This window comes from Nocardiopsis sp. B62 (assembly GCF_018070675.1).
In the GTDB taxonomy this organism is placed as follows: Bacteria; Actinomycetota; Actinomycetes; order Streptosporangiales; family Streptosporangiaceae; genus Nocardiopsis; species Nocardiopsis prasina.
In genome coordinates, this window is record NZ_JAGPXK010000015.1 from 91,689 (window position 1) to 116,626 (window position 24,938).

The 24,938-nt window shown below is 71.0% G+C and carries 21 protein-coding genes, 1 tRNA gene and 1 pseudogene; 13 read left to right on the forward strand and 10 right to left on the reverse strand.

Features of this window, described 5'->3' with window-relative positions:
- Nucleotides 1-199: 199 nt before the first annotated feature.
- The 5 genes from KBX21_RS17275 to KBX21_RS17295 all read right to left on the reverse strand — a co-directional run bounded on the left by KBX21_RS17275 (nucleotide 200) and on the right by KBX21_RS17295 (nucleotide 5,917).
- Nucleotides 200-1,390 carry a C40 family peptidase gene (locus KBX21_RS17275; protein WP_049579459.1) on the reverse strand — a complete coding sequence of 397 codons (1,191 nt, stop codon included), beginning with the start codon at nucleotides 1,388-1,390 and terminating at the stop codon, nucleotides 200-202.
- A 194-nt stretch (nucleotides 1,391-1,584) separates the two neighbouring features.
- Nucleotides 1,585-3,357, reverse strand: coding sequence for a bifunctional 3'-5' exonuclease/DNA polymerase (locus KBX21_RS17280; RefSeq protein WP_210842526.1), 1,773 nt, complete (start codon nucleotides 3,355-3,357; stop codon nucleotides 1,585-1,587).
- A 68-nt stretch (nucleotides 3,358-3,425) separates the two neighbouring features.
- Nucleotides 3,426-4,346 (reverse strand): 2-hydroxyacid dehydrogenase, encoded by a 921-nt coding sequence (locus tag KBX21_RS17285; RefSeq protein ID WP_049579463.1) that lies wholly within the window; start codon nucleotides 4,344-4,346, stop codon nucleotides 3,426-3,428.
- Between the two features lie 95 nt (nucleotides 4,347-4,441).
- Entirely contained in the window at nucleotides 4,442-5,284 is an 843-nt protein-coding gene (locus KBX21_RS17290) for an RNA methyltransferase (RefSeq protein WP_049579465.1), read from the reverse strand.
- Nucleotides 5,285-5,317: 33 nt separating this feature from the next.
- Nucleotides 5,318-5,917, reverse strand: coding sequence for a hypothetical protein (locus tag KBX21_RS17295; RefSeq protein WP_210842527.1), 600 nt, complete (start codon nucleotides 5,915-5,917; stop codon nucleotides 5,318-5,320).
- 443 nt (nucleotides 5,918-6,360) lie between these two features.
- Between KBX21_RS17295 and KBX21_RS17300 the strand changes: the two genes are divergently transcribed.
- The 7 genes from KBX21_RS17300 to KBX21_RS17330 all read left to right on the forward strand — a co-directional run bounded on the left by KBX21_RS17300 (nucleotide 6,361) and on the right by KBX21_RS17330 (nucleotide 13,974).
- On the forward strand, nucleotides 6,361-8,094 hold the full coding sequence (locus tag KBX21_RS17300) for a substrate-binding domain-containing protein (RefSeq protein ID WP_049579469.1): 1,734 nt from the start codon (nucleotides 6,361-6,363) through the stop codon (nucleotides 8,092-8,094).
- A gap of 201 nt (nucleotides 8,095-8,295) precedes the next feature.
- The gene (locus tag KBX21_RS17305; protein WP_210842528.1) at nucleotides 8,296-10,053 is read left to right on the forward strand and encodes a substrate-binding and VWA domain-containing protein; all 1,758 of its coding nucleotides are present in this window, start codon (nucleotides 8,296-8,298) and stop codon (nucleotides 10,051-10,053) included.
- Nucleotides 10,054-10,216: 163 nt separating this feature from the next.
- Complete coding sequence (locus tag KBX21_RS17310; protein WP_210842529.1) at nucleotides 10,217-10,816, forward strand: hypothetical protein; 600 nt, start codon at nucleotides 10,217-10,219, stop codon at nucleotides 10,814-10,816.
- Between the two features lie 99 nt (nucleotides 10,817-10,915).
- Nucleotides 10,916-12,625: a DUF2510 domain-containing protein gene (locus KBX21_RS17315; RefSeq protein ID WP_210842530.1), complete on the forward strand. Its 1,710-nt coding sequence runs from the start codon at nucleotides 10,916-10,918 to the stop codon at nucleotides 12,623-12,625.
- A gap of 70 nt (nucleotides 12,626-12,695) precedes the next feature.
- Nucleotides 12,696-13,346 (forward strand): oligoribonuclease, encoded by a 651-nt coding sequence (gene orn / locus KBX21_RS17320; protein WP_049576348.1) that lies wholly within the window; start codon nucleotides 12,696-12,698, stop codon nucleotides 13,344-13,346.
- Between the two features lie 67 nt (nucleotides 13,347-13,413).
- Nucleotides 13,414-13,489: transfer RNA gene (locus KBX21_RS17325), tRNA-His, on the forward strand.
- 290 nt (nucleotides 13,490-13,779) lie between these two features.
- Nucleotides 13,780-13,974: a hypothetical protein gene (locus KBX21_RS17330; RefSeq protein WP_049574616.1), complete on the forward strand. Its 195-nt coding sequence runs from the start codon at nucleotides 13,780-13,782 to the stop codon at nucleotides 13,972-13,974.
- A 229-nt stretch (nucleotides 13,975-14,203) separates the two neighbouring features.
- On the opposite strand, the gene KBX21_RS17335 is transcribed toward KBX21_RS17330, so the two are convergent.
- Nucleotides 14,204-14,599, reverse strand: coding sequence for a hypothetical protein (locus tag KBX21_RS17335; protein ID WP_234004000.1), 396 nt, complete (start codon nucleotides 14,597-14,599; stop codon nucleotides 14,204-14,206).
- Between the two features lie 125 nt (nucleotides 14,600-14,724).
- Between KBX21_RS17335 and KBX21_RS17340 the strand changes: the two genes are divergently transcribed.
- Nucleotides 14,725-15,351, forward strand: coding sequence for a dihydrofolate reductase family protein (locus KBX21_RS17340; RefSeq protein WP_210842531.1), 627 nt, complete (start codon nucleotides 14,725-14,727; stop codon nucleotides 15,349-15,351).
- Between the two features lie 381 nt (nucleotides 15,352-15,732).
- Here KBX21_RS17340 and KBX21_RS17345 read toward each other — a convergent pair whose 3' ends face one another.
- Nucleotides 15,733-16,770, reverse strand: a complete 1,038-nt coding sequence (locus KBX21_RS17345; RefSeq protein ID WP_210842536.1) for a DNRLRE domain-containing protein — start codon at nucleotides 16,768-16,770, stop codon at nucleotides 15,733-15,735.
- Nucleotides 16,771-17,120: 350 nt separating this feature from the next.
- Here KBX21_RS17345 and KBX21_RS27130 point away from each other — a divergent pair.
- Nucleotides 17,121-18,131 (forward strand): annotated as a pseudogene (locus tag KBX21_RS27130) (methyltransferase domain-containing protein); the annotation flags it as partial.
- 109 nt (nucleotides 18,132-18,240) lie between these two features.
- Nucleotides 18,241-18,318 (forward strand): DUF664 domain-containing protein, encoded by a 78-nt coding sequence (locus tag KBX21_RS27135; protein WP_255352578.1) that lies wholly within the window; start codon nucleotides 18,241-18,243, stop codon nucleotides 18,316-18,318.
- Between the two features lie 75 nt (nucleotides 18,319-18,393).
- Here the strand turns inward: KBX21_RS27135 and KBX21_RS17360 are convergent, their stop codons facing one another.
- Genes KBX21_RS17360 through KBX21_RS17370 form a run of 3 tightly spaced genes read right to left on the reverse strand, consistent with a single transcriptional unit; the run spans nucleotide 18,394 to nucleotide 21,274 of the window.
- Nucleotides 18,394-19,239: a citryl-CoA lyase gene (locus KBX21_RS17360; RefSeq protein WP_307869228.1), complete on the reverse strand. Its 846-nt coding sequence runs from the start codon at nucleotides 19,237-19,239 to the stop codon at nucleotides 18,394-18,396.
- Entirely contained in the window at nucleotides 19,236-20,462 is a 1,227-nt protein-coding gene (locus tag KBX21_RS17365; RefSeq protein ID WP_049574593.1) for a CaiB/BaiF CoA-transferase family protein, read from the reverse strand. The genes KBX21_RS17360 and KBX21_RS17365 overlap by 4 nt, the downstream gene beginning before the upstream one ends.
- Nucleotides 20,459-21,274 carry an IclR family transcriptional regulator gene (locus KBX21_RS17370; protein ID WP_234003998.1) on the reverse strand — a complete coding sequence of 272 codons (816 nt, stop codon included), beginning with the start codon at nucleotides 21,272-21,274 and terminating at the stop codon, nucleotides 20,459-20,461. Before KBX21_RS17370 ends, KBX21_RS17365 begins: the two co-directional genes overlap by 4 nt.
- 269 nt (nucleotides 21,275-21,543) lie before the next feature.
- Here KBX21_RS17370 and KBX21_RS17375 point away from each other — a divergent pair, with 269 nt between their 5' ends.
- Genes KBX21_RS17375 through KBX21_RS17385 form a run of 3 tightly spaced genes read left to right on the forward strand, consistent with a single transcriptional unit; the run spans nucleotide 21,544 to nucleotide 24,687 of the window.
- Complete coding sequence (locus tag KBX21_RS17375; RefSeq protein WP_210842532.1) at nucleotides 21,544-22,536, forward strand: tripartite tricarboxylate transporter substrate binding protein; 993 nt, start codon at nucleotides 21,544-21,546, stop codon at nucleotides 22,534-22,536.
- Nucleotides 22,533-23,135, forward strand: coding sequence for a tripartite tricarboxylate transporter TctB family protein (locus KBX21_RS17380; protein WP_247665892.1), 603 nt, complete (start codon nucleotides 22,533-22,535; stop codon nucleotides 23,133-23,135). Before KBX21_RS17375 ends, KBX21_RS17380 begins: the two co-directional genes overlap by 4 nt.
- Nucleotide 23,136: 1 nt before the next feature.
- Nucleotides 23,137-24,687, forward strand: coding sequence for a tripartite tricarboxylate transporter permease (locus KBX21_RS17385; RefSeq protein WP_210842533.1), 1,551 nt, complete (start codon nucleotides 23,137-23,139; stop codon nucleotides 24,685-24,687).
- The last annotated feature ends 251 nt before the right edge of the window (nucleotides 24,688-24,938 follow it).

The window sequence follows — 24,938 nt, forward strand, 5'->3', positions numbered from 1 at the left end:
GCTGCGGACTCCGCCACAACTCCATACCACCCCAAGGGCCGACCACCGCTGTCTCCCCCTCCCTCAGCGGCGGCCCTGTCCCCCCTCCTAACCGAGGCCTGCCTTCCCCTCCCGGCGGTTTTTCGGACATGGAGAAGGAAGGGCCGTGGTGCCACCGCCCCGGTGGCGCCACGGCCCTTTCCCGTATCCGGACCGGCGGTCAGGTACTCACGCGCACCGCGCCCGCGTAGTTGGCGGTCCGTACCGGGGTGACGCGCACGTCCAGGCCGGTACGCGGCGCCTCCAGCATCTGGCCGTCGCCGAGGTAGATCGCCACGTGCGAGATGTAGTCGGGCGCGGTGGGGTCCGAACGCCAGAACAGCAGGTCGCCGCGTTCGAGGTCGTCCCACTCCACGCGCTCTCCCGCGTTCCACTGGTCGTGGGTGACGCGCGGAATGGACACGCCCTCCTCCCGGAACGCCCACTGGAGCAGACCGGAGCAGTCGAAGCCGACGTCGGGGGTGGTCCCGCCCCACACGTAGGGGACGCCCAGCTGGGTCTCGGCGTTCGCGATGACCTGCTCGATCACCGAGGAGGGGACGGCGTCGCCGTCGACCAGGGGTTCGGGGGCGTCGGCGACCAGCTGGAGGGATGCGTCCTCACCGAGGATCTCCTCCAGCTCATCGTGAAGCTCCCACAGGTCGGCGTCCGGGGCGGAGACGACCAGGGCGTTGCCCTCGGGCATGCCCAGTTCGCGAGCGAGCTCACGGGAGACGAGGGCGTCGATCCCGGCGATGCCGGAGGTGGCGTGGGTCCACACCTCCAGGGGAACCTCACCGTTGCCGCCCGCGAGGGTGATCTGGCCGCCGACGTCGAGTTCGCGTTCGGTGCCCACGTCCTTGGACAGCGCGACATGGCCCTCGGCGACCCCCTGCCAGATCTCGTCGGACTCGGCGGAGGGCCGGGGAGCGTGGTTGCGGAAGCTGGAGGGGTTGACTCCCAGCAGGGAGGTGGGTTGGCCGTCGACCTCCACCCGCGCGGCGTCGACGGTCAGGACGTTCTTCACACCGTCGATGTCGCGGACCGCGTCGACGACCTCACGGGGGAGCTTCTCGGGGGCGACCGCGAAGTACTCCACGGAGCGCGCCTCACGGAAGGGCGCCACGTAGGTGTCGCGCCTGAGTTCGGCGACGTCGGCGACGTCCGGGCTGGGATGGGGGGTTTCGGTCTGGGAATCGGCCGCGCGGGGCGCGGAGCCGCTGGGGACGGCGTTCTCGGGGGAGAGCTGCTCGGCGAGGGGAGGCCGGTCCTGGACTACGGGGTCGGCCATCGCGGGGCTGGCCCCGAAGGCCGTGAAGGCGACCGCGAAGGCGGCCGTGGTACCCGCACATGTTCTGAGACGGTTCCGCACGGGGATCGATCACCCTTTCTGGGACCGCGGCGGGCGGGGGAAGCGCTGCGGCGCACGGCCTTAGATGACATGGTCCGGTCCAAGAATGGGCGTACCCGGTCGCGTTTGCAAGACGCCCACGCCGTCCGATACCGGACGTCCACCTATCAGCCGCTTGTCCGTTCCTTGCGGATATCGCGCCTTACGGCGGGTCGTCACAGGTCTGCATAACAGTCCGTAACCGACACGGTGAGGGGGAAGCGAACCGGGGTCTCTCCGAAGAGGATCTCCCGGGTCCGGACCTGGGCGCGGTCGATCGCGCGGAGCGTCTCGGCCGCGCGGTGCTCGGGGACGTGCAGGACGACCTCGTCATGGACGAAGAAGACGATCCCGCCGCCGTCGGGGGTCGCGGGGAGTTCCTGGCGAAGCGCGGCGAGCAGGACCAGCGCCCACTCGGCGGCGGTGGCCTGGACGACGAAGTTGCGGGTGAACCGGCCGTGCGCGCGGCGTCTTCGGTCACCGTCCGTCGCGGCTACTGTGGCCGACCAGTCGTGCGGGGCGGGCGAGGTGCGGCCCAACCACGAACGGACGATCCCGCCGCCCTCCCCGGTGCGGGCCGCGGCGTCCACGTACTCCAGGGCGCGCGGGTAGAGGCGGCGCATGGTGGCCAGGAGCGGCGCCGCGTCGCCGGACGTCTGCCCGTACATGGCGGCGAGCAGTCCGATCTTCGCGCGTTCGCGGTCGTCGCCCACGTGCACGGCCAGCCGGGTGTACAGGTCCTCCTCGGCCGCGGCGGCCGCGAGGGCGGTGTCCCCGGACACGGCGGCGAGCACGCGGGGTTCGAGCTGTCCGGCGTCGGCGCGGACCAGGACCCAGCCCGGGTCGGCCCGCACGGCCCGGCGGACCGACTTGGGGATCTGGAGGGCGCCGCCGCCCCGGGAGGCCCAGCGCCCGGAGACCACGCCACCCACCACGTAGTCGGGCTGGAAACGACCCAGCCGTGGGCCGTCCCCGCCCTCGCGGGGCAGTTCACGCACCCAGGTCTCCAGCCACGACCATCCGTTGGCGGAGTACAGGCGGGCGAGCTCCTTGTAGCGCAGCAGCAGCGGCACGAGCGGGTGGTCCACCGCCTCCAGGACCCAGGAGCGGGTGGACTCCACGGGGTGTCCGATCCAGGCCATCGCCCTGAGGACCTGGGCGGGCGAGTCCGGGTTGACCTCGTGACCGACGACCTCCCCGATCCGCGTGACCAGGTCGGCGAGGACCGCCGGGCGCTCGCCCGTGCGCGGACGCGGGCCGAGGATCTCGGTGAGCACCTGGTCGTGGACGTCCGGGCGCCAGGGCAGGCCGTCGTGGCTCATCTCCACCGCCGCCAGGGCGCCAGCGGACTCGACCGCGATCAGCAGGGCCATCCGCCCCGGTTCGGGCAGCGCCGCGACGCGTCCCCGCTGGTCGTCGTGGACCTCCGCCAGGGCGGCGAGCCGGTCGGTTCCGGGCGGAAGCGTGGAGCGGTCGGCCTCGAACAGCGCGGGCTGCGCGGCGGTCCCCTCCCCGAGCGGGCGCACCGGGTCGTCGGGGACCGCCAGGTCGTGCAGGCGGGCCCAGGCGGCGCCCAGGGAGTGGGGTTCGGAGTGGCGGGCCCCGTAGCCGAGCAGGAGGGCCTCGGTCAGCCCGACGTCGTGGCACCGGGCCACGCGCACCCCGGCACGGACCAGGTCGGGGTAGACGTCACCGGTGTCCGCCCAGACCCACCGGACGGACGCGGCCGCGGTGCGGTCTCCCACGCCCTCTCCGGTACCGGTCTCCCAGGCACCCTCGCGTCCCGCACCGTCCTGCTCGGTGCGACCCTCCTCGGAACGGGACTCCTCGACTGAGCGCACGGCGGCCGCGAGGTCCCGCACGCGGCGCGGCGGAGCGGCCGCGCCGCCCTCCCCGAGCTCCCGCAGCCACCCACCGCCCTCGCCGTCGGCGACCACCGCGATCCGCATGTGCCCAGTGTCCCCCCGGAGACCGACAATCGGCGGGCCGCCGCACGGGCCACCGGGGGGTGCGACCGCTAGCTTCCGGGGCGCACCACGTTGTCCAGGGGTTCCCCGGCGGACCAACGGGCCAACTGCGCGTCCATGAAGGCCCGGGCACGCGGGTAGAAGGCGGCGGAACCACCGGCCACGTGCGGGGTCAGGTACACGCCGGGGGCGTCCCACAGCGGGTGGTCGACCGGGAGCGGTTCGGGGTCGGTGACGTCCAGGGCCGCTCGGACCCGGCCGTTCTGGGCGAGCAGGGCGTCGGTGTCCATCACGGCGCCCCGACCGACGTTGACCACCAGGGCGTCGTCACGCAGCAGGGCGAACTCGTCCGCGCCGAACAGGCCCCTCGTCCGCTCGGTGAGCGGGGTGACGATGACGACCACGTCCGCCTTCGGCAGCAGGGCGGGCAGCTCGTCCACCCCGTGCACGTCCTCGTCCGGGCGGGCCCGGCTGGCCACCCGCACCACCTCGGTCTCGAAGGGCAGCAGCCGCCGCTCGATCGCCTGGCCGATGCTGCCGTAGCCGATGATCACCACCCGGGAGTCGGCGAGGGAACGCTGCGGGACCGAACCCCAGCGGTGTTCGCGCTGGTCTATCGCCCATCGAGGCAGGTCGCGCTGTGAGGCGAGGATGAGCGCGAGCGTGTGCTCGGCCGTGCTGGCGTCGTGCAGTCCCCGCCCGTTGCAGAGGGTGACGTGGTCGGGCAGGAGGTCGAGTACCTGCTCGTACCCCGCCGACACCAGCTGCACCACGCTGAGTTCGGGCATCCGCGCGATCATGTCCAGCCGCTCGTCCACGCCCTGGGTGGAGGGCGCGTAGGGCACCTGGTAGAAGGTGACGTCCTCCAGCCCCTCGTCGGGGGCCGGACCCCCGGTGTAGAGGTCGACGTGGAGTGATCGGGGCGCGTTGTCCCGGTTCTGCTCCCACTGCACCAGTGCTCGGCCGCCCATGTCGCGCGCCCTCCTTCTGCTCGGTCCGTGTCACCCGACACCCTAGGGGCTCACCCCGGCGGGGGACCGAGGGCGGGTACCCGGTCCGGCCCCGGTCAGGCCCGATGGTCCCGTACGGCCACGGAACCGAAGCGGGAGAGCTCGTAGCAGGCGACCGCGGCCGCGGCGGTGACGTTGAGCGAGTCGACGTCGCGGTCGGCCATCGGGATGTGCACGCGCGAGGTGGCCCGCTCCAGCCAACGGGCGGACAGACCGTCGCCCTCGGTGCCGAGCAGCAACCCCACCCTGGCGTCGGGTGCCAGGGCGTCCATGGCCTCGCGGAGCGGCAGCGAACCCTCTCCGGGGGTGAGGGCCATCAGATCGAAACCGGCCTCGCGCAGGGTGTCCAGACCGCCGTACCAGTCGTCGAGGCGGGTGTAGGGCAGGGTGAAGACGGCTCCCATAGACACCTTCACGGACCTGCGGTAGAGCGGGTCCGCGCAGCGGGGAGCCAGCACCACGGCGTCCACACCCAGGCCAGCGGCGCTGCGGAAGATCGCGCCGACGTTGGTGTGGTCCACCAGGTCCTCCAGCACGACGATGCTGCGGGCACCGGCCAGGACCTCGTCGAGCGCGGGCAGGGGCGCGCGGTGGTAGGCGGCCAGGGCGCCCCGGTGCAGGTCGAAGCCGACCAGCCGCTCCGCGGTCTCCTCACTCACCACGTACAACGGGGCACCGGAGTCGGAGACCAGGTCGTCCAGGGCGGCGGCCCGTCGCTCCGTGAGCAGGAAGCTGCGGGGGACGAACCCGGCGGTGGCGGCGCGGCGGATCACCTTGTCGCCCTCGGCCATGAACAGGCCGTGCTCGGTCTCCAGGTGGCGGCGCAGGTTGACGTCGCGCAGCCGTGTGTAGTCGGCCAGACGCGGGTCGGCGGGGTCACTGACCCTGATGACATCCATGGTCAGCGATTATCCCGTGTGGCTCCGGGTGGGTCAGCCGATCTGGTCGGTGACGGCGCGCAGGCGCTGCCAGCGGGCCTCCTCGCAGGAGCCCTTGCGGGAGAGTGTGGTGTCGATCTCCTCGCCCTCCCAGGTGCCCTCGATCGCCGCTTCCTGCGGGCCGTACACCTTGTCCGTGCAGACGGTGCCCGAGCGGACCTCGGTGAACAACTGGTCCCCAGTGGCGGTCCCCTCGGACCCCTCCTCGTCCGTCCCGGACTCGGAATCGGACTCGGCGGCGGTCGGGTCCCCAGTCGACTCGGCGGTGGCCTCGGCCATCACGGCGCAGGGCTCGGGGTCGACGGCCAGGTCGCCGGTGCAGTTCAGCGTCTGCACCCAGGCCAGGCCCCGGTCGCTGACGTTGATACGCAGGTGGCCGACGGGACCGTCGAGGTCGGTCGACTCCTCCTCGGGTTCGATGACGCTCCCGAGCACCTCCGGGGTGGTGACGTTCGTGGTCTCCACTGCCTGCGGCGGCAGCATCGAGGGGGCGACCAGCACTGCGTAGGCCACCGCTCCGGTGCAGCACGCTCCGGCGAGCAGCACGGTGCCGAGGCTGCCTCGGTTCCGACGGTCACTGTGCGAATGGGACATGCCATAACCCTCGGGGGTCGGTTGGTCACGGGGGACGACCGCCACGCGCGAAGCCCCGTTTCGGGGGCGTCGGCCAAACGGGCGCCAAGTATCGGTCAAGCGAATACCGGGCAATGGTAGCCGGGAGTGCGTACTGGTACCCGACCGGCGCCGTAACAAAGCGATCACCGCGCGCACGGGGGCGCTGCGTACGGGGCCGGCTGTGAGCCGGACCACCCCTGTCCCTTCCACTCGCGCGTTACCAACGAGTAAGGTCCTGGGAGGAATCGTTCGTGTGCCACCGGTCGGTCGATCACATCCACACTGTGTGACGCCCTCCGCCCCGCGTTGGTTCTCACAGATCCCACCGCGGGTGCTGGCGCCGACCCCGCGACCGCCCCCTGAAGACCGGCCCGGGAGGCTCCAGAGCCGGGACCGGAGACAGCCACACCCCCGGAGTGCCCGTGTCCACTGGACGCCATCGTCACCCCTCCCCGACCGCCGCCAACACCCGCAGGGTCGTGCGGTCGCCGCTGGGGATCACCGCGATCGTCGTCGCCCTCATCGCCCTCGCGGCGATCGCCGTGCCGGTCACCATGAACGCCCTGGGCTGCGGCGAGACGCGCTACCTGCGCGTCTCGACCACCCAGAGCGTCGCCCCGGTGATGCGCGCGGCGGCGACGGAGTTCAACGCGGACCGGCCCAGCTACGGCGGCGAGTGCGTGTTCGCGCAGGTCGACGAGATCGCGCCGCACCGGATCATGGCGGCGCTGACCGGTGGCCAGCCCGGTGACTCCACGATCGCCCCGCACGTGTGGGTGCCCGAGTCCTCCGCCTGGGTCGAGCTGGCCAGGGTCTCCGACGGCGGCGCCCACGGCATCGAGACCGACCCGCCCTCCCTGGCCAGCTCGCCCGTCGTGCTCGCCGCTCCCCCCGACACCGAGGGCATGCCGGACCAGGACGACGCGAGCTGGACCATGCTGCTGCCCGACGAACGCGACCCGGACCGCCCCGTGGTGATGGTCGATCCCAACCGGGGCGCCGACGGCATGACGGTGATGCGCGCGGTCCGCGAGCACCTGGGCTCCGGGGACGCCGCCGACACCGCCATGACCGACTTCGTGCGCGACGTCCAGCTGGACAGCGCCTTCGGCGAGATCGACCTGACCAACGTCTTCACCGGCTCCGCCGCCTCCAACGACCGGGTCGACCCGGTGATCGCCGTTCCCGAGCAGGCAGTGGTGGCCTACAACGACCGCCGCGCGGACTCGGCCCCCTCACTCCAGGCGCACTACGTCAGCGACGGCACGGTCAACCTGGACTACCCGTACGTCACCACCACCGAGGACGCGGAGCTCCGGGCGGCCGCCGCGGACCTGTACGAGGTGGTCCGGAGCACCGAGTACCGCGAGCGCCTGCGCGAGCTGGGCTTTCGCGACCCGAGCGGGGAGGCCGCCCCCGCGTTGGCCGAGCGGTCCGGGATCATCGCGGAGCAGCCACCCGCCGGGGACGACCTGACCGGCGACGCCCTGCTGGCCTCGGTCACCGACTGGAACCGGCTCTCCATGCCGTCCCGGACGCTGGTTCTGGCCGACGCCTCCCAGAACATGGCGGACGACCTCAACGGCGGGCCGCAGCGGATCGAGGTGGCCAAGCAGGCGGCGCTGATGGGTCTGGGCCTGTTCCCCGACGAGACGGACATGGGCCTGTGGCTGATGTCGGAGGAGTTCGGAGACGACGGCCGCGACCGGGCCGCGGACATGCACCCGCTGGGCGCTGGCGACGACGGCGGTGTCACCCGCCGCCAGGAGATGGTGAAGGTCGCCGAGGAGCTGGAGGTGGAGGGCGGCGGATCCCGTCTGTACGACAACATCCTGGCCGCCTACGACGAGGTGCAGGACAACTACGACGAGGACAGGATCAACAGCGTCATCCTGCTGACCGCCGGTCAGGACGAGGGGTCCAGCGACCTCTCCCACCAGGAGTTGGTCGCCGCCCTCCAGGACCGGTTCGACCCCCAGCGGCCGGTCACGATGTTCGTCATCGCCTTCGGTGAGCAGGCGGACGGCCCGGAGCTGACGCAGATCGCGCGCGCGACCAGCGGATCGTCCTTCGTGACCGAGGACCCGGACGAGATCGGCGACATCTTCCTCAGCTCGATCTCCCGGCGGCTGTGCGTCCCCAACTGCGACAACTGAGCCCCGCCCCGGGTCCCGTCTGCGTGGTTCGGGGCGTTGAGTAACGTTCCCACAGGTAACACACGGAAGGTCGCCCGACTCAGGAATTCGGCCGGTACACAAGGATTCGCCCGCTTCGCGAACGACGGGCGCCCGACACCCCTGTACGACTCATCCCCCTGTACGAACACCTCGTCCGTACACCACCTCGTGAGGAAAGCTGTGGGACGTCACCGCGGAAAGTACGCAGAAGGACCCTCCGACCGGAGCAGACGGCGCCGGGGGCGCGGCAGTGCCGTCGCCGCCCTCGCCGCCGCGATGGTGATCGTGGTTGGTCTCGCCGTGGCGGGCGTGTACATGTTCGGGCAGGGCGACGGCTGCGGCAGCTCCGACATCGAACTGAACGTGGCGGTCAGCCCGGAGCTGGCGCCCGCCCTGGCCGACCTCGCCGGCGACTTCAACGACGAGGAGCACACCGTCGACAACCACTGTGTGCGGGCCAGCGTGCGCGAGGCCGACTCGGCCGACGTCGCCTTCCAGATCACCGGCTCCGGCGCCACCACCGGCGACACCGACTCCCACGTGTGGATCCCGGACTCCTCCGTGTGGCCGCGCCTGGTGCAGAGCCAGGCCGGGGACGCCGTCATCACCGAGACCGGCACCTCCGTGGCCCGCAGCCCCCTGGTCGTGGCCGAACTCGCCGAGTACGCCGACGACCAGGAGGAGACCACCTGGACGGACGTGGTCCCCACCGGCGCGCCCGGCGAGGAGACCGACCGGGTCGTCCGCGTGGTCGACCCGACCCGCAGCTCCAGCGGACTGGCGACCCTCTACCTTCTGAACGGCGCCCTGGAGGAGGCGAGCCCCGACGCGGACACCTTCAACGCGCAGATGACCGCCGCGCTCCAGGCCCTGCACCGAGGCACCTCCGCGGACGAGGACTCCGCCTTCCTGGCTCTGAGCGGAGGCAACGCCGAGGCCCCGCCCGTGATGGTGATGTCCGAACAGGCCGTGTGGCGCTACAACACGGCCCACACCGACGCCGCCGCGCAGCCCAGCTACCTCGACGACGGCACCTACTTCCTCGACTACCCCTACATCGTGCGCAGCGAGGACAGCGAGATCACGCGCGCCGCCGAGGTGTTCCGCGCCTCGGTGCGCTCCGAGGCGGCGGCCGAACGTCTCCTCGACGAGGGGTTCCGCGGACCCGAGGGAGAGCTCGACGGCGGGGTACTGACCGAGGACGCCGGGTTCCGCGCCGAGCAGCCCACCGAGCTGCCCGCGCCCTCGGAGGGCTCCATCACGGAGCTGACCCGCTTCTGGAACCAGCTGAAGATGGACTCCCGCGTGCTGACCATCGTCGACGTCTCCGGATCGATGCTGGCCGAGGTGCCCGGCACCGGACTGACCCGTATGCAGGTGGCCGGGGCCGCCTCCGCCGAGGGCCTCCAGATGTTCTCCGACAGCTCCGAGCTGGGCCTGTGGGAGTTCTCGACCAACGTCAACAACAACCTCCACTACCAGGAGGTCGCCCCGATCCGGGAGCTCCAGGCCACCGACGACTCAGGGAGCGAGCACCGGGACGTGCTGGGCGCCGCCCTCCAGGCCATGCAGCCGCTCCCCGAGGGCGACACCGCGCTTTACGAGACCTACCTGGCCGCCTACCAGGAGATGTCGCGCACCTACCGCCCCGACCGCACCAACGTGATCCTCATGCTCACCGACGGGGACAACGACAACCCCGGGGGCATGGAGCTCGACGAGCTGATGTCGCAGCTCGAGTCCATGTCCAGCCCCTCGCGCCCCATCCCGATCATCACGATCGCCTTCGGCCCGGACGTGCGGAACCTGGAGCCGCTCCAGCGGATCGCCGCCGCCACCGGGGGCGCCGCGTACATGACCGAGGACCCGACGGAGATCGGGGACATCTTCCTCCAGGCCTTCTCCCTGCGCATCGTGACCGAGGAGGAGGAAGAGTAGGAGCCCGGAACGGAAGGTGACATGAACCTGTCCACCCACGGCGGGCTATGGACTTCTCACCCCCGGTGGCGTACCACAGGAAGGGCCCGGATTCGGGGACCCGTCGCCCCCTGCGCCCGAATCGACGGGCCGAGGACCCACCGCGGTCGGATTGGGGAGTGCCATGGCGAAGGCGTGGATGGCCGGTGCCGAGAGGATCGACGGCGCGACAGCACGGACGGCCGCGGGGGTCGGTGCTCCCCGTGCCGTCTGGACGGTGACCGGAACGGACCCCGACGTGTGGTCGGCGCGCGAGGAGGCGCTCCGACTGGTCCACGAGGACAGAGCCGCGCACCTGGTGTGGAACCCGCGTGACGGAGGGGTGGCCCAGGCCCTGGCCGCCACCCGGCGAAGCCCGCTCCCCCTGGGCCGGACCGCGCGCTTCGACCGGTTCCTGGACCACGGCGACGAGGGGCGGGTCTGCATCGTGGTCGCCGTGGTGTCCCTGGAACGGGAGCCGTTCACCGACGGACCGCTGCTCGGCCTGGAGCCGATCCTGGAGTGGCTGGAGTCGTGGGGTGTGCCCAGGACCTGGCCCGCGGGACCGCCTGGTCTGTGGAGCAGCCCCGAGGATCGGACCCGCGTGTGGTCCAGGGGAGGGCACTTCGGCCACGACCAGGTCCCGGGCTCGCTGTCGACCGCGCCGGGCCGGGTGAACCCCGAGCACGTGCTGACCCCGGGTGCCCACCCCACCCTCGAACCACAACCCTCCGTGACCACATAGGCACACAAACGGAACCCCAAAAGCACCAAAACCCCACCACCCCGGAGAATCGGATACCACTGGTTAAGTACAGCTCCAAAACCCCTTAGTCTGTCGCCCATGGGTGGATCTATCGAGCCGGGTTGGTACGCCGACCCGCAGGGCGACGCGCAGACGCTCAGATGGTGGAACGGTGACGAGTGGACACGGCATACCCGTTCTCTCAGCGAACTCCAGGGCGCCGCCGACGGCTCCGACGAGGAAGCCACCACCAACCTGGGCCAGGACGGGGGTTCGCCCCTGTCCGACGACGACGAGGGAACGGTCCGGCTGGGGACGAGCGCCCCGACGCCGGTCGACGACGATCCGAGCACCATGCGGATCGACCCCTCGTGGGCCCAGCAGCACACCCCCGCCGCGCCCCAGCCCCCGGCCGACGAGGACCCCAGCACCGTACGGATCACCCCCTCCTGGCAACAGGGGGCCTCCCCCCAGCAGCAGCCGTCGCAGCCCTCCCCCACCCCGGTCGGCGACGAGCCCAGCACCATGCGCATCGACCCCTCCTGGGCGCGCCAGTCCCCCGCCGCGCCCTCGATCGACGACGAGGCGACCGCCGACATGGGCGGCGCCACGATGCGGGTGAACCCCTCCGACCTGCCCGGTTCCGAGGACGAGCTGCCCACCGCGGACCTCACCAACGACGAGATCCCCACGGCCGACCTGACCGGCAACAGTGACACACCCCGCACAGCGGTCTTCGATCCCAGCTCCGGCGGGGAAGCCCCCCGCACAGCGGTCTTCGACCCCGGGTCCGGCGGAGAGGCCCCCCGCACCGCCGTGTTCACACCCGGCGGCGACGGATCCCCCGGCGGGACCGCCGTCTTCGACCCGAACGACCCGATGTTCTCCGGCGCCGCCGGGGACGACGACCCCAGGGGCGGCAAGTTCAAGGGCTTCCTGGGCAACCTCAAGGAGGGGTGGGCCGACCTCTCCGAGGAGCGCAAGGAGCAGCGCCGCAGCGCCGAGGAGGAGGCCGCCAAGAAGCGCGAGGAGGAGCGGGTCCTGCGCGAGGCCGAGGCCAGGAAGCAGGCCGAGGAGGAGCGCAAGCGAGCCGAGGAGGCCGCCAGGAACGCGCCCGCCGCACCCCCCGCCGACAGCCCCCAGTCCGCCGCTGTACCGCCGGTCGGCTGGACCCCGCAGAACCCGGGGCAGCCGCAGCCCCCGTCGGGCCCCCAGCCGGGCTTCGGCGCCCAGCCTCCGTCCGGCCCGCAGCCCGGCGCCTTCCCCGGCCACCGGCCGCCGACCGGCCCCCAGCAGTCGGGACCGAACCAGCCGCCGTCCGGCGCCCAGCAGGGCTTCCCCCCACCCGGGCCGCAGCAGGGCTACCCGGCGTCCGGCCCGCAGCAGGGCTTTCCCCCGCCCCAGCAGCAGTTCGGCCCGCCCGGCGGGTACCCGCCGCAGAACCGGCCCCCCATGCCGCCACAGGGCCCGCCGCCCCAGCAGTTCGGTCCGCCGCCCGGCGGCCCCGGCCCGCGCCGCCCCATGCCCGGTCACGGCGGCCCGCCTCACGGCGGCGCCCCGTGGGGCCCACCGCCCCCCGGCGGTCCGCACGGCAACCCGTACGGCGGTCCGTACGGTGCGCCTCCCCCGCCGCCCAAGCCCCCCAGGAAGAAGGGCGGCTGTGGCTGCGGTTGCTTCTTCTTCATCCTCATCACCCTGATCGTGCTGGTGATGCTCTACCTCCAGTTCTGGGACGTGTGGGACTGGATGTACGACATCTTCGACGTGGGTCTGCCCCAGGGCGGATCCGACCCGTTCGTCTGGGACTGACGTCCGACGGGGGCGGTGGGCCAGTGGCCCACCGCCCCCGTCCGCGTCCACAACCCCTAAGCTGACCGGTATGAATGACAGTTTGGTGTGGATCGACTGCGAGATGACCGGCCTCGACTTCGAGAACGACGCGCTGATCGAGGTGGCCTGTCTGATCACCGACGGTGAGCTGAACATCCTCGACGAGGGTGTGGACGTCGTGATCAAGCCCCCGCAGGAGGCCCTGGACCGGATGGGCGACTTCGTCCGGAACATGCACACCACGTCGGGGCTCCTCGACGAGCTGGACAAGGGTGTGACCCTCCAGGAGGCGGAGGACCGCGTGCTGGAGCACATCCGCCAGTACGTCACCGAGCCCCGCAAGGCCCCCCTGTGCGGCAACTCGATCGCCACCGACCGCACGTTCATCGCCCGGGACATGCGCCGGATCGACGACTTCCTGCACTACCGGATGGTGGACGTCTCCTCCATCAAGGAGCTCCTGCGCCGCTGGTACCCCCGCGTGTACTACGCGAGCCCGGAGAAGAACGGCGGCCACCGCGCCCTCGCCGACATCACCGAGAGCATCCGCGAGCTGCGGTACTTCCGCGCGGCGGCCTTCGTCCCGGAGCCCGGCCCGAACTCGGCCACGGCCCGCGCCATCGCCGCCGAGGTCGTCGCCGACGGCACCGGCCTGAAGGCACGTGACGCGGCTCTCCAGGACCCCAAGCCGGGAAACTGATCGAAGCACTCCCCGGAGTCCGCTAAGCTTTCATACGTACGCAGGGCCGAGAGGTCAGGCGCACGTGGTGGGTGTAGCTCAGCCGGTAGAGCACTTGGTTGTGGTCCAAGAAGTCGCGGGTTCAAGTCCCGTCACTCACCCCAGAGGCTCAAGCCCCTGACCAGCGAAGAAATTCGCAGGGTCAGGGGCTTTTGCGTGTCCGGGGGTGCACCGCACCCGAGCCGACCAACGCGAACTCCACCTGGCCCCAGCTGCTCACATCGCTATCCGCCAGGGGCAAGGGCGTGGGGGGCGGGCCGACCGGGGCGGCGAAAAACGGGCGGGTACGCTGCTGATCGGGGAAGGCCCCGGACTTCACCGAGATGGATTCTCTGCTCGACCGCGCTCTCGCGGCGCGCGTCCGCGATCCCGGCGAACAGTGAGGTGAACGGCCATGGACAAGCCGCTTGGGAAAGACTCGTTCTCGTTGCTGTACAGGACGGGATTCCGCATCAACTACGCGCTCCTACAGGTCATGGGCCCGGCGGCCCTCAGCCCCGAGGCCGATCCCAGGCTCCGCGCGAAGAGGGAATACGAGCGTCGGCGTGAACTCCACCGGGCGTGGAAGGCGCACCAGCGGTCCGTGTAGCACGACCGCGCAAGAGGCGTTCGCCGATGCCAAGCCCCTCGCGAGACAACAGGGGCGCAGCTTGAGATTTCCACCTGTGTCCTCGGGCGGCTCGTTGAGCCGACCGAGGATTCTGGCTTTCAGGCAGACGACAGGCCCTGCTCCGCGCCCGGGCACTGCTTCACTACCGGAGCTGATCGCCGTGTGGGGCGGAGAAGGTGCGGACGAGGTGAGCAGGGCCGGCAGCCGGTCAGTGGAAGAAGCCGATGATTCCGTGTCCGCGACTGGCTGCGGTGCGGATCCAGCCCAGGACCGAGGTGACCGCCTCACGCATGTACGGGTCCTCGATCTCCGCGATCTGTGCCGGGGTCACCGCACGTGCCTGCTCGTCCGCCAGACTCACGGACTTGGCGGACCAGGAGTCGCCGTCGTCCTGGTCGCCCGCCAGGTACTCGACCCGCACCTCGTTCACGCCGAGGCCCGAGAGGGTCTCGTCCACCTCTCCGAGCCACCAGTACTTCACCGGGTAGAAGCAGGCGTTGTGGAGGAAGGTGCCGTACATCTCGCACTGCGAACGCACCGTCTCGGAGGCGGGGCGGGAGATCTTGTCGAGGTCGACGCTGAAGGCCATCAGTCCTGAACTCATGCCCCGAACGATACGGAGCCCCTACGACAGAAGGGGCGTACGGCGTGGAGACGGGGATGGCGGTCCTCTCCGTGTGAGACTGGCGTTCTCGTCGGCCCGGGCGCGGCCGTCGGAGAGGAGCCAGCGTGAAGATCACCCTCACCCAGTTCGTCTCCCTCGACGGTGTCAGCCAGGGGCCCGGCTCGGCCGACGAGGACACCTCCGACGGCTTCACCCGGGGCGGGTGGTTCGTGCCCTTCATGGACGCGGCGTTCGTGCGGACCGCCTCGGAGTGGCTCGACCACGCGGACGGGCTGCTGTTCGGCCGACGCACGTATGAGGCGTTCGCGCGTGACTGGCCGCGGATCACCGAACCCGACCCGTTCACGGTCAGGTTGAACTCGCTTCCCAAGTACGTCGTGAGCTCCACCCTGGAGGAGGGCTCCTGGGACCCCACCACCTTGCTGGGTGGGGACCCGGTCGCGGCCGTGGGCAGGTTGAGGGATCGGCCCGGCCGCGAGGTGCAGATCCACGGCAGCGCCCGGCTCGGCGGCTTTCTTGTGGCTTCGGGTCTGGTCGACACGCTTCGCCTGGTCGTGGCGCCCACCGTGGTGGGTGAGGGCCGGAGACTGTTCACGCACCCCTCTGGGAGTACCGGGTTCCGGTTGGTCGGGCGGGACCACACCCCGTCGGGGTTGGTCCTGCTGGAGTACGCCTCCACCGGGGCGGCGCCGCTGGCGGACTACGAGGGTCTGGACTCACTGACCCAGTAGCCGGACAACGGGCGGTTTCTGGCACGCGAACGTCCGCGGTGGCCCGAAGCACGTCTGTGTGGCACCCAAGCACACAGGTGACAACGGGCCTCCGCGGCTTCCCGAGGCAGCACCCCACCGGTGCTGCGTCGGGCACGTCCGGTATGCGGGACGACCGCCTCTCCGACTGGCGTGGAGCCGGACTGTCCGCCGCGAACGGCCACTGCGCCGTGTGGCCGGTGCGCGGACGGTACGGACTCCTCTGCCGCTCGGGAGCTCCCCCACCATGGTGCTCCCCAACGGGCTGGCCGCCGACGCGTTCCTCCGCCCAACGAGGTGACTCGTCGGAGGAGAGGGGTGTCGTCCTTGCTCAACCGATTCCCTCGGTCGCCCAACCGGGGGTCAGTCGTCGATCGGCGTGCCGGGTGGGGGTCCCCGAGCCAGGGTCGTGGTCCCCCACCGATGGTCATCGGTCGTGCGGTCCGCCCGTTCCGCCCACGGGGTACGGATCCGCTCGCCGCCGCTCCTGGGCGGGTCGTCGGGCAGGGGGCCTCGGATCAGGAGGTCGGTGGTTCCCACCAGGACGGTGGGAGGCTGTGCCGGGTTCGAGGGGTCCTCGCCCGGGAGGGTGCCGTCGTCGAGTGGCGCCGCCGCCTCGGAGGGCTCGATGGGAGCGATGCCCCGGGCCGGTGCGGGGCCGTGGTCGACCACCAGTACCGGCGGGGTGTCCTCGACGTCGAAGCGGCGCCAGGCGGTGTTCCCGGACTCGTCCGCCGCCCCGAGCCGCAGGTGCAGGTGGCGTTCTCCGTTGTCCAGGGCCCGCTGGTAGGCCTCGGTCAGGTCGAACTCCACGCCGCCGTGCAGCGGACAGGCCGCGTGCCCGCCCCGCACGTTCCGGGTGTCGAGCAGCCCCTGGGACTCCGGCTGTTCGTTCCAGGTGGTGTCCTCGTCGAACGGGTCGACCCGGTGCAACTCCACTGCGGAGTCGCTTTCACAGTCGTAGGACCACGCCACCTCGGTACGCAGGACTGCGGATTCCAGCAGAGAATCGGAACCGAGTTCCACCGGGAATCGGAAAAAGGCTCTACGAGTGTAGACCCGATCCCACGCGAGCCGCCCGGTACCCACGCTTCCGGTTTCGGTCCCACTGGAAGGTTGGCCCGGAAACGCGCGGTCCACGTGGGTCCACAGCGAACTCCCGGCCTCAATTCGGCCACCGTCGTCGCGCGCGGTTTCGGAAGGGTTCACAGGGGAGGTGACGTCGCTCCGGTCGCGCGATTGTCCCATGGCCGGGGTGGCTCCGAAGACACTGGAGTCCGGAGCACTTCCCTCGACAGTGGGGGGCTTCTCGTCAGCAGCGACGGGGGCGCCCACCCCCAGCGAGAGAACCAGGGCGTAGGTCGCACAGGCCGCCGTCGCGCGGGTCAGGGTACGACGCATCACGGTTAGTGCCTACACATTCCAACTACGACCGAAAGCAATTCCGGCGAGGCATCGTGCCGCGCCTTCAACTAAGAGGAATTTACCAAATTCACACCGCACCAGACAAACAACGGGGATATACAGGCGGACCAAAACCACCATTACCCCACAAGACAAACGAGGGCCACTGGAGGCCGCTCCCGGGGCCGGGAGCGCCTTCGTTTTCCGCCGCCACTCATTCGGAACCAACCAAAATAGGAATCGTTTCAAACCGAAAATCGAGGGCGTTCGACCGCTCCACCGCTCCCCGGATCGGGACGCCGTTGCAGATCCGCACGGAACCGCCCCCGCCGCCCAGCATGGGCGTCATGCGATCCGAAACCGGGGGCTCCTCTCCCTCCCGGGAGTTCTGGGACCAGCAGTACAGCGACGAGAGTCCTTCGACGCCCCCTCCCCAGCTCAGCGCTGCCTTCGTCGCGCTCGCGGGAGAACTGGCGCTCGTACCGGCTCAGCGCCGAAGAGCGCCCCGGGCCCTCGAACTCGCGTGCGGACGCGGCGGGGACGCCCTGTGGCTGGCCGCGCGGGGGTGGTGGGTCACAGCGGTGGACGTCTCGGAACACGTGCTCGACGTCCTGGCCGAGCGGTCCCGGCTGGCCGGGATCGAGGAACGCCTCGACGTGGAGGCCCACGACCTGGCGTCCTCCGCGCCCGACACCGGCCCCGTCGACCTCGTCCACGCCAACTACTTCCACGCCACGACCGGCCTCGCCAGACACGAGGTCCTGCGCGCGTCCGCGCGGTCGGTCCGCGACGAGGGGATCCTGCTCGTCGTCGACCACGGTTCGAGTGCGCCCTGGTCATGGCACGACGACCATCCGACCGCGGACGATCCTGTGGCGTTCGCTCGGCCTCGGGCCGGAGTGGACCGCCGTCGTGGTCGAACAACGCACACGACGCGTGCACGGACCCGAAGGCCGCTCCGCGACGGTGGTCGACAACGTGGTGGCGGCACGCCTCCAGTCGGGGACGACTCCGAGAACCGAACGGGTGTGATCGCCCACACCGCCACGAAGGGAGCACCATGCCCGCCCGGTCACGACGCGACCGCCCACCGCCCAGGACCGGGCCCGGTGAGAAGGAGGTCCTCACCGGATTCCTGGCTGCGCGAAAGCGCCCTGACCAAGGTCGAGGGGGCGCCGGAGGAACACGTGCGCGCCCCTGGCGTGGCCTCGGGGACCCACCTTCGCGGCCTGATCGCGCACCTGACCCGCGTCGAGCGCCGCGGGTTCCTCGGTGAGGAGACCGTCGACTGGGCGGCGACGTTCCATATCGGTCCGGACCGTACCACCGAGGAGGTGCTCCAGGGCTACCGCGACGCCGTCGCCGCCGCGAACAGGGCCATCGCCGCCTGCGAGGACCTCGGCCGACCCGCGCACGAACGGCCTCCGGGGCAGTCCCGGGCCATCGATGCGGTGGGCGCTGGCGCGCATGATCGAGGAGACCGGTCGTCACGCCGGGCACCTCGACATCCTCCGCGAGAGGATCGACGGCCGGACCGGCCGCTGATCCCCTTCCGGAACGGGAACAGCCCTCGTCCCGGCCGGTGCGGGCTCGCGCCAGCCGGGACGCCCTCGCGACCCGTCAGTCGTCGAGGACCTCGCCCGGCAGGCGGGTCGACGGACCGGTGTAGCCAGCCAGGACCGTACGCGGGAGAGGACCCTTGATCCTCGCCCCGCTGTTGCTCTCCTCCCAGGCGTGCGCCAGGATCCCGACCGACCGCGAGAGGACGAAGAGTCCGCGCGCCAGTTCGGCTTCGAAGCCGAGACAGGCGTAGACGACGGCCGTGGCGCCGTCGATGTTCATGGGCACGGGCCTGCCCCTGCGCCCCTCCAAGGCCTTCTCCAAGGCCAGCGCGGACTCCAGTGGACCGGCGTCGACGATGCCGTCGCGCACCGCCTCCCGCACCATCCCCAGGAGGGGGTCCCTGCGCGGGTCCCTGGGGTGGAAACGGTGCCCGAAGCCGGGGACGTAGCCGCCCCTCTCCCGGTACTCGGCCACGATCGCCTCGGCCACGTCGTCGGCGTCGGTTCCTTCGGAGCGCAGTTCGGCCATCCTGTTGAGGAGGGCGACGCACTGCTGCCCCGCGCCTCCGTGCACGTCCCCCAGGAGGTTGACGCCGCTGGCGACCGCGTTGTTGAGCCCCAGCCCGCAGGTGGCGGCCATCCGCGCGGCCGCGATGGAGGGCGCCTGGGGGCCGTGGTCGACCCCGGCCACCAGCGCGGACTCGAGCATGCGGGACTGGGCTGGCTCGGGCAGTTCCCCCCTGAGCATGAGCCAGACCACCTCGACGAACCCATGGCGGCCGATGACGTCCTGCACGGGGTAGCCGCGCAGTTCGATCTCACCGGGGGCGATGCGTGTCAGGGAGGTCGACCACCAGTCGCCGATCTCCTCGTGGGTCATGCTCGGGGTGTCCGGAGCGTTCACACCACACCCGCCTCTCTGAGCGCGTTGACCTCGCTCTGTTCGTAACCGGCCTCGCGGAGGACCTGATCGGTGTGTTCGCCAAGGAGCGGTGGAGAGCGGTCGGGACCCAGGGAGGTCCCGTCCACGTGCACACCGCTGCCAAGGACGTGCAGTTCACGGTCGTCCTGGCCGGGGAAAGCAAGCGTGCGGACCAGGCCCCGGTGCTCGACGTGTTCGAGTTCGAGGGCTTCGCGGACGCTGAGCACACGGGCCGCGGGCACCCCGGCGTCGGAGAGGACCGTCTCCCAGTCCGCCGCGCTCCGACCCGCCAGACGCTCCTCGAGTTCACCGCGCAGCGCGACCCGGTGGGCCTTGCGGTTCTCCCGTGTGGCGAAGCGGGGGTCGGCCACGAGTTCGGAGGCCTGGAGGAGGCGGCACAGGGTCTCGAACTGCTCCTGCTTGTTGGCCGCGATGTTGAGCGTGCCCTCGCCGGTGGTGAAGGTGCCGGACGGGGCGGCGGTGGCGTTCTCGTTGCCGATGCGGGAGGGCTCCACTCCCGCCGAGAGGTAGTTGGAGACGCCCCAGCCCATGGCGGTGATGGCGGTCTCCAGCATCGAGACGTCGAGACGGGTGCCCTCGCCCGTGCGTTCACGTCGCACCAGGGCGCTGCCGACCGCGAACGCGGCGGCCAGTCCGCCCAGGACGTCGGCGATGGGGAACCCTGCTCGGAGGGGGCCGGTCTCCTCGGTCCCGGTGGCGTCCATCATGCCGGACAGCCCCTGGATGATCTGGTCGTAGGCGGGCCGGTCGCTCAGCGGACCGTCGGAGCCGAACCCGGACACGGAGCAGTACACCAGGCCGGGATTGAGTTCGCGCAGGGTCTCCCAGTCGAAGCCCAGGCGTTCCATGACCCCCGGGCGGAAGTTCTCCAACAGCACGTCCGAGTCGCTCACCAGGGTGCGCATGACCTGGCGCCCCGCGTCCGACTTGAGGTTCAGGGTCAGTGACCGCTTCCCTGCGTTCTGGGCGAGGAAGGACGCTCCCACACGCTCGTCGTTGAGTTCCGAGGAGGCTCCGAGCTGTCGTGCGAGGTCGCCCGCGCCGGGCACCTCCACCTTCACGACGTCCGCCCCCATCAGGGAGAGCTGGTACCCGGCGTAGGGTCCGGCCAGCACGTTGGTCAGGTCCAGGACGCGGACCCCCGCCAGGGGGAGGGCGTCACGCGCGGCTGTCGCGGGGCTCATCCGTTCTCCTTGTCGTCGCTCGCCACGTTCTCCGACCCCGGGTCGAACCCGATCCGGCCGATGCGTTCCGCCGCCTCGCGCACCGCACCGCTGAAGGCTCGGACGGAGGCCTCGGTGAAGCGGGCGGTGGGCCCGCCGACCGCGAGTGCGGCGACGGGTGCCGGACCTCCGGCGGCCCCATGGACGGGAGCCGCGACCCCGGAGGCGCCGTGTTCGCGTTCGCCGTGACTGACCGAGTACCCCCGGCTCCGGGCCTCGGCGATCTCGGTGAGCAGGCGGTCGAGGTACTGCGGTCCGTGAGGGGAGGCCGCGGCGACCCTCCTGACCACCGACTCCGGGGCTCCGCCCAGGAGCACCTTGCTGGCCGCCCCGCCCCAGAGGGGCATCTCGTCACCGGTGTTCACGACGTGGCGGAGCCGTTGGGGACCCTCCTCCTGTGCGACGCAGACACGAACGGTGTCCGCGCGCACGTAGAGGTTGACGGTCTCGGAGGTCTCGACGGTGAGGTCCCGCATGATCACGCGGATCGACTCGGGCACCTGCCAGACGGCGTGGGCCAGGCGCGCCCAGCGCAGCAGTCCCGGTCCGGCTCCGACGCGGCCGTCCGATCCGGACCAGAGCAACCCGCGTTGTTCGAGGGTTCCGACCAGGCGGAGGACGGTGGTCTTGGCCAGCCCGGTCAGTTCCACCAGCTCACGCGTGGTGTAGCGCTGGTTCCTCTCGTCATAGAGGTCCAGCAGGTCGAGCGCGCGCACCACGCTGCGCACTCCCCCTTCGGTGTCCCCGGCCATCACCCTCCCGTCGTGGTCCACCTGGTGGACTCATTGGACTACTAGATGGTCTTAATGAGGGTCAGGCTAACCCACGGACACAGGAACCGCCAGGGGCACCCGGGAAACCGGTTCACCCAACGCAGGACCTCTGCCCAGGCAGAACACACCCCAACTGGCGTGACGACTTCGTTAAGGAAAGATTTCCCGGACGCATTGACACACCCCCGAGTGATTTGCATCATTCTCTGAGCCAACCAGCGGCCCATTAGGTCCACCTGGTGGACCACTGGGGTCGAGAGGGAGTGAGAATGGACAAGCAGCGCACCCTGCGTGCGGTGGGGGCCGTGTGCGCGACCCTCGTCGTGGGTGCCGCCGCGGCGAACGCCGCGCTCTCGCAGACGCACGACTCCGAGGCCCGCGCCCGGGTGGACATCGTGGTACCCGCCGACCCGGGCGGCGGCTGGGACCTCGTCGCACGGGAGGCGCAGCACGCGATGCGTCTGAACGACGTCGTGGCCAACACCCAGGTCGTGAACCTGCCCGGCGCCGGTGGCACGATCGGCCTCGCCCAGACGGTGCGGCGCGAGGGCGAGGCGACCACCCTGATGACCACCGGGACCGTCATGATCGGCGGCATCATCGTCAACGACTCCGCCCAGACACTGGAGGACGTCGTACCCATCGCCCGGGTGGCGGACGACTACGAGGTCTTCGTGGTCCGTGACGACTCACCGCTCCAGGACATGAACGACCTGATCGAGGCCTGGGAGGAGGACCCCGGAGCGGTGGCCGTGGGCGGCGGTTCGCTCGGGGGCACCGACCACCTGCTCGCCGGGCTCGCCGCCCAGTCACAGGGCCTGCGTCCGACCGACGTCAACTACATCCCCTTCGCGGGCGGCGCCCAGGCGCTCACCTCCCTTCTTTCAGGAAGCATCGACGTGGGCGTCTCGGGCTACAACGAGTTCAGCGACCAGGTGGAGACGGGAAGCCTTCGGGTCCTCGGCGTCTCGGCCCACGAACGGGTGACCGGTCTGGAAGAGCACCCCACCCTCCCCGAACAGGGCGTGGACGCCGTGCTCCCCAACTGGAGGGGCTTCATGGCACCGCCCGGGATCACCGAGGAGGAACGCGCGGAGCTGACGGCCATCGTCGAGGAGATGGTCGCCACCCCCGAGTGGCAGGACACCCTCGAACGCAACCGGTGGGACGACACCTTCCAGTCCGGCCCGGAGTTCGAGGCCTTCCTGGACGAAGAGATCACACGTATCACCGAAGTCACCAAGGACCTGGGGCTGTCATGAACCCACTGAGAGAACCAGCGCCGCCCGCGTCACCGCGGACGGCGACCTCCCACCCGGCCCGCTCCTGGTTGCGGGGGCGCAGCGAGGTCTTCGTCGGCCTGCTCGTCGTCGGGGTCGGTGTCTTCCTCGCGGCGCAGACCATGGCCATGCACGTCCCGGACACCTCCACCGGGCCCGGCCCCCAGCTCTTCCCGGGGCTGGTGTCCGGACTGATGGTGGTGCTCGGAGCGCTGCTGGTCGTCCAGGTCGCCCGTGACCCGGCCGTTCCTCCGGCCAACGGCGACAACGGCGCGGAGAGCGCGGGGATCGTCGGTGACCTGGTCGAGGGCCAGGAGGACCGGCGCACCGCGACCCACAGTGACTGGCGCACGGTCGGCCTCGTGCTGGGTTCGGTCATCGCCTTCACCCTGTTGCTGCAACCCCTGGGCTGGCTGCTGTCCGGCGCCCTGCTGTTCTTCGGTGTCAGCACGGCGTTCGGAGGCAGGCGCTCACTGTTCGAGGCGGCGGTCGCGCTGGTCTACTCGGCGGTCGTGCAACTCGCGTTCGTCGCGGGCCTGGGTCTGAACCTCCCCTCGGGGATCCTGGGCGGGGTGCTCTGACATGGACACACTCGTACTCCTCGGCGGCGGGTTCGCCGCCGCCCTGACCCCCGAGAACCTGTTGTGGGCCTTCGTCGGCGTGGTCCTCGGCACGGCGGTCGGAGTCCTGCCCGGCCTGGGCTCGGCGATGGCCGTGGCCCTCCTGCTCCCGGTCACGTTCAAGCTCGACCCCACGGGCGCCTTCATCATGTTCACCGCCGTCTACTACGGCGGGCTCTTCGGCGACTCCACCACGTCCATCCTGATGAACACGCCGGGCAACAGCTCGGCCATCGCCACCGCGATCGAGGGCCACAGGATGGCGCTGCGCGGCAAGGCCTCCCAGGCACTGGCGACCTCCGCGATCGGGGCGTTCCTCGGCGCGGTGGTCTCCACGGCCGTGGTCGCGTTCTTCTCCGGTGTCATCATCGACATCGCCCTGCGGTTCGGCCCCGCCGAGTACTTCGCCCTGGCGGTCTTCGCCTTCGTGGCGACCTCTGCCGTCGTCGCCCAGTCCATGATCCGCGGTCTCATCGCCCTCTCCATGGGGCTCGCGATCGCGATGGTCGGCATCGACGCGCAGAGCGGCGCCGCGCGGTTCACCCTCGGTGTGCCCTCGCTCTTCGAGGGGGTCGGCATCGTGACCGTGACCGTCGGGCTGCTGGCCCTGGGCGAGGTGCTCCACGTCGCCTCGCGGATCCACCGGCAGCGGGACGACGCCCAGCTGGTCCGGACCGGCGGATCCCTCTGGCTCAAGCCCGGTGACCTGCGCCGGGCCATCCCCGCCTGGGTGCGCGGACTGGGCTTCGGCCTTCCGTTCGGCACCATCCCGGCCGGGGGCTCGGAGATCCCGACCTTCCTGGCCTACGGGACGGAGCGCAAGCTCTCCCAGCTGCGGGCCCGGCGCGGCAAACGCCCCGACGAGTTCGGCAAGGGCGCCATCGAGGGCGTGGCGGCTCCGGAGGCCGCAGCCAGCGCGACCGCGGGCACCGCCATGGGCGCGCTCCTCGGGCTGGGGTTGCCGACGTCGGCCACGGCGGCGATCATGCTCGCCGCGTTCCAGCAGTACGGCATGCAGCCCGGTCCTCTGCTGTTCGAGCGCAACGCGGACCTCGTGTGGGCGCTCCTGGCCAGCCTCTTCGTGGGCAGCGTGATGCTGCTGATCCTCAACCTGCCCTTCGCCCCGCTGTGGGCCAAGCTGCTGCTCATCCCCAAGAGGTACCTGTACGCGGGGATCACCGGCTTCGCGGTGCTCGGTGTCTACGCCTCCTCCTACTCAGTCACCGACCTGTGGCTGCTGATCCTCCTCGGACTATTGGGGTTCATGATGCGCAGGTACTCGATCCCCGTCGCCCCGGTGCTGATCGCCGTCATCCTCGGCCCCCTCGCGGAGACCGAACTGCGTCGCGGACTGGCGATCGGGCAGGGGGACGTCGGAGTCATGTTCACCGGGCCCATCACCCTGGGCATCTACGCCGTCATCCTGCTGGCCGTCGGCATCGTCGTGGTCGCCCGGATACGCGCGGCCCGGCGCTCCGTCCCGGTGGCACGGGAGACCAGCCCGTCGGCGTGATCCAGGCCCGCCCGTGCCCGGAGCAGGGCACGGGCGGTTCCGCCTGGTCGGATCGGCTCCGTGGCCTCGCCCGGGTCGGGGATCAGTGCGCGAGCGCGGAGCCTTCGCGGGCGCCCGCCAGGCGATGGTGCCGGAGCCGCCGGTGGCCAGGGCCCGGAATCCGTGGTCGACAGCAGCGGGTGAGCGGTGAGCTGCCCACCGATCGAGGAGCCCGTCACGGGGCTGGGCACGAGAGAGGGGTTGCGCCCCCC

Bases quoted from the DNA above. Each gene is read 5' to 3' on its own strand.
- KBX21_RS17380 (WP_247665892.1), top strand. From the start codon at position 22,533: ATGAACCCACTGAGAGAACCAGCGCCGCCCGCGTCACCGCGGACGGCG.
- KBX21_RS17330 (WP_049574616.1), top strand. From the start codon at position 13,780: ATGGACAAGCCGCTTGGGAAAGACTCGTTCTCGTTGCTGTACAGGACG.
- KBX21_RS17375 (WP_210842532.1), top strand. From the start codon at position 21,544: ATGGACAAGCAGCGCACCCTGCGTGCGGTGGGGGCCGTGTGCGCGACC.
- KBX21_RS17290 (WP_049579465.1), bottom strand. From the start codon at position 5,284: ATGGATGTCATCAGGGTCAGTGACCCCGCCGACCCGCGTCTGGCCGAC.
- KBX21_RS17385 (WP_210842533.1), top strand. From the start codon at position 23,137: ATGGACACACTCGTACTCCTCGGCGGCGGGTTCGCCGCCGCCCTGACC.
- KBX21_RS17365 (WP_049574593.1), bottom strand. From the start codon at position 20,462: ATGAGCCCCGCGACAGCCGCGCGTGACGCCCTCCCCCTGGCGGGGGTC.
- KBX21_RS17345 (WP_210842536.1), bottom strand. From the start codon at position 16,770: ATGCGTCGTACCCTGACCCGCGCGACGGCGGCCTGTGCGACCTACGCC.
- KBX21_RS17310 (WP_210842529.1), top strand. From the start codon at position 10,217: ATGGCGAAGGCGTGGATGGCCGGTGCCGAGAGGATCGACGGCGCGACA.
- orn (WP_049576348.1), top strand. From the start codon at position 12,696: ATGAATGACAGTTTGGTGTGGATCGACTGCGAGATGACCGGCCTCGAC.
- KBX21_RS27135 (WP_255352578.1), top strand. From the start codon at position 18,241: ATGATCGAGGAGACCGGTCGTCACGCCGGGCACCTCGACATCCTCCGC.
- KBX21_RS17285 (WP_049579463.1), bottom strand. From the start codon at position 4,346: ATGGGCGGCCGAGCACTGGTGCAGTGGGAGCAGAACCGGGACAACGCG.
- KBX21_RS17315 (WP_210842530.1), top strand. From the start codon at position 10,916: ATGGGTGGATCTATCGAGCCGGGTTGGTACGCCGACCCGCAGGGCGAC.
- KBX21_RS17280 (WP_210842526.1), bottom strand. From the start codon at position 3,357: ATGCGGATCGCGGTGGTCGCCGACGGCGAGGGCGGTGGGTGGCTGCGG.
- KBX21_RS17295 (WP_210842527.1), bottom strand. From the start codon at position 5,917: ATGTCCCATTCGCACAGTGACCGTCGGAACCGAGGCAGCCTCGGCACC.
- KBX21_RS17335 (WP_234004000.1), bottom strand. From the start codon at position 14,599: ATGAGTTCAGGACTGATGGCCTTCAGCGTCGACCTCGACAAGATCTCC.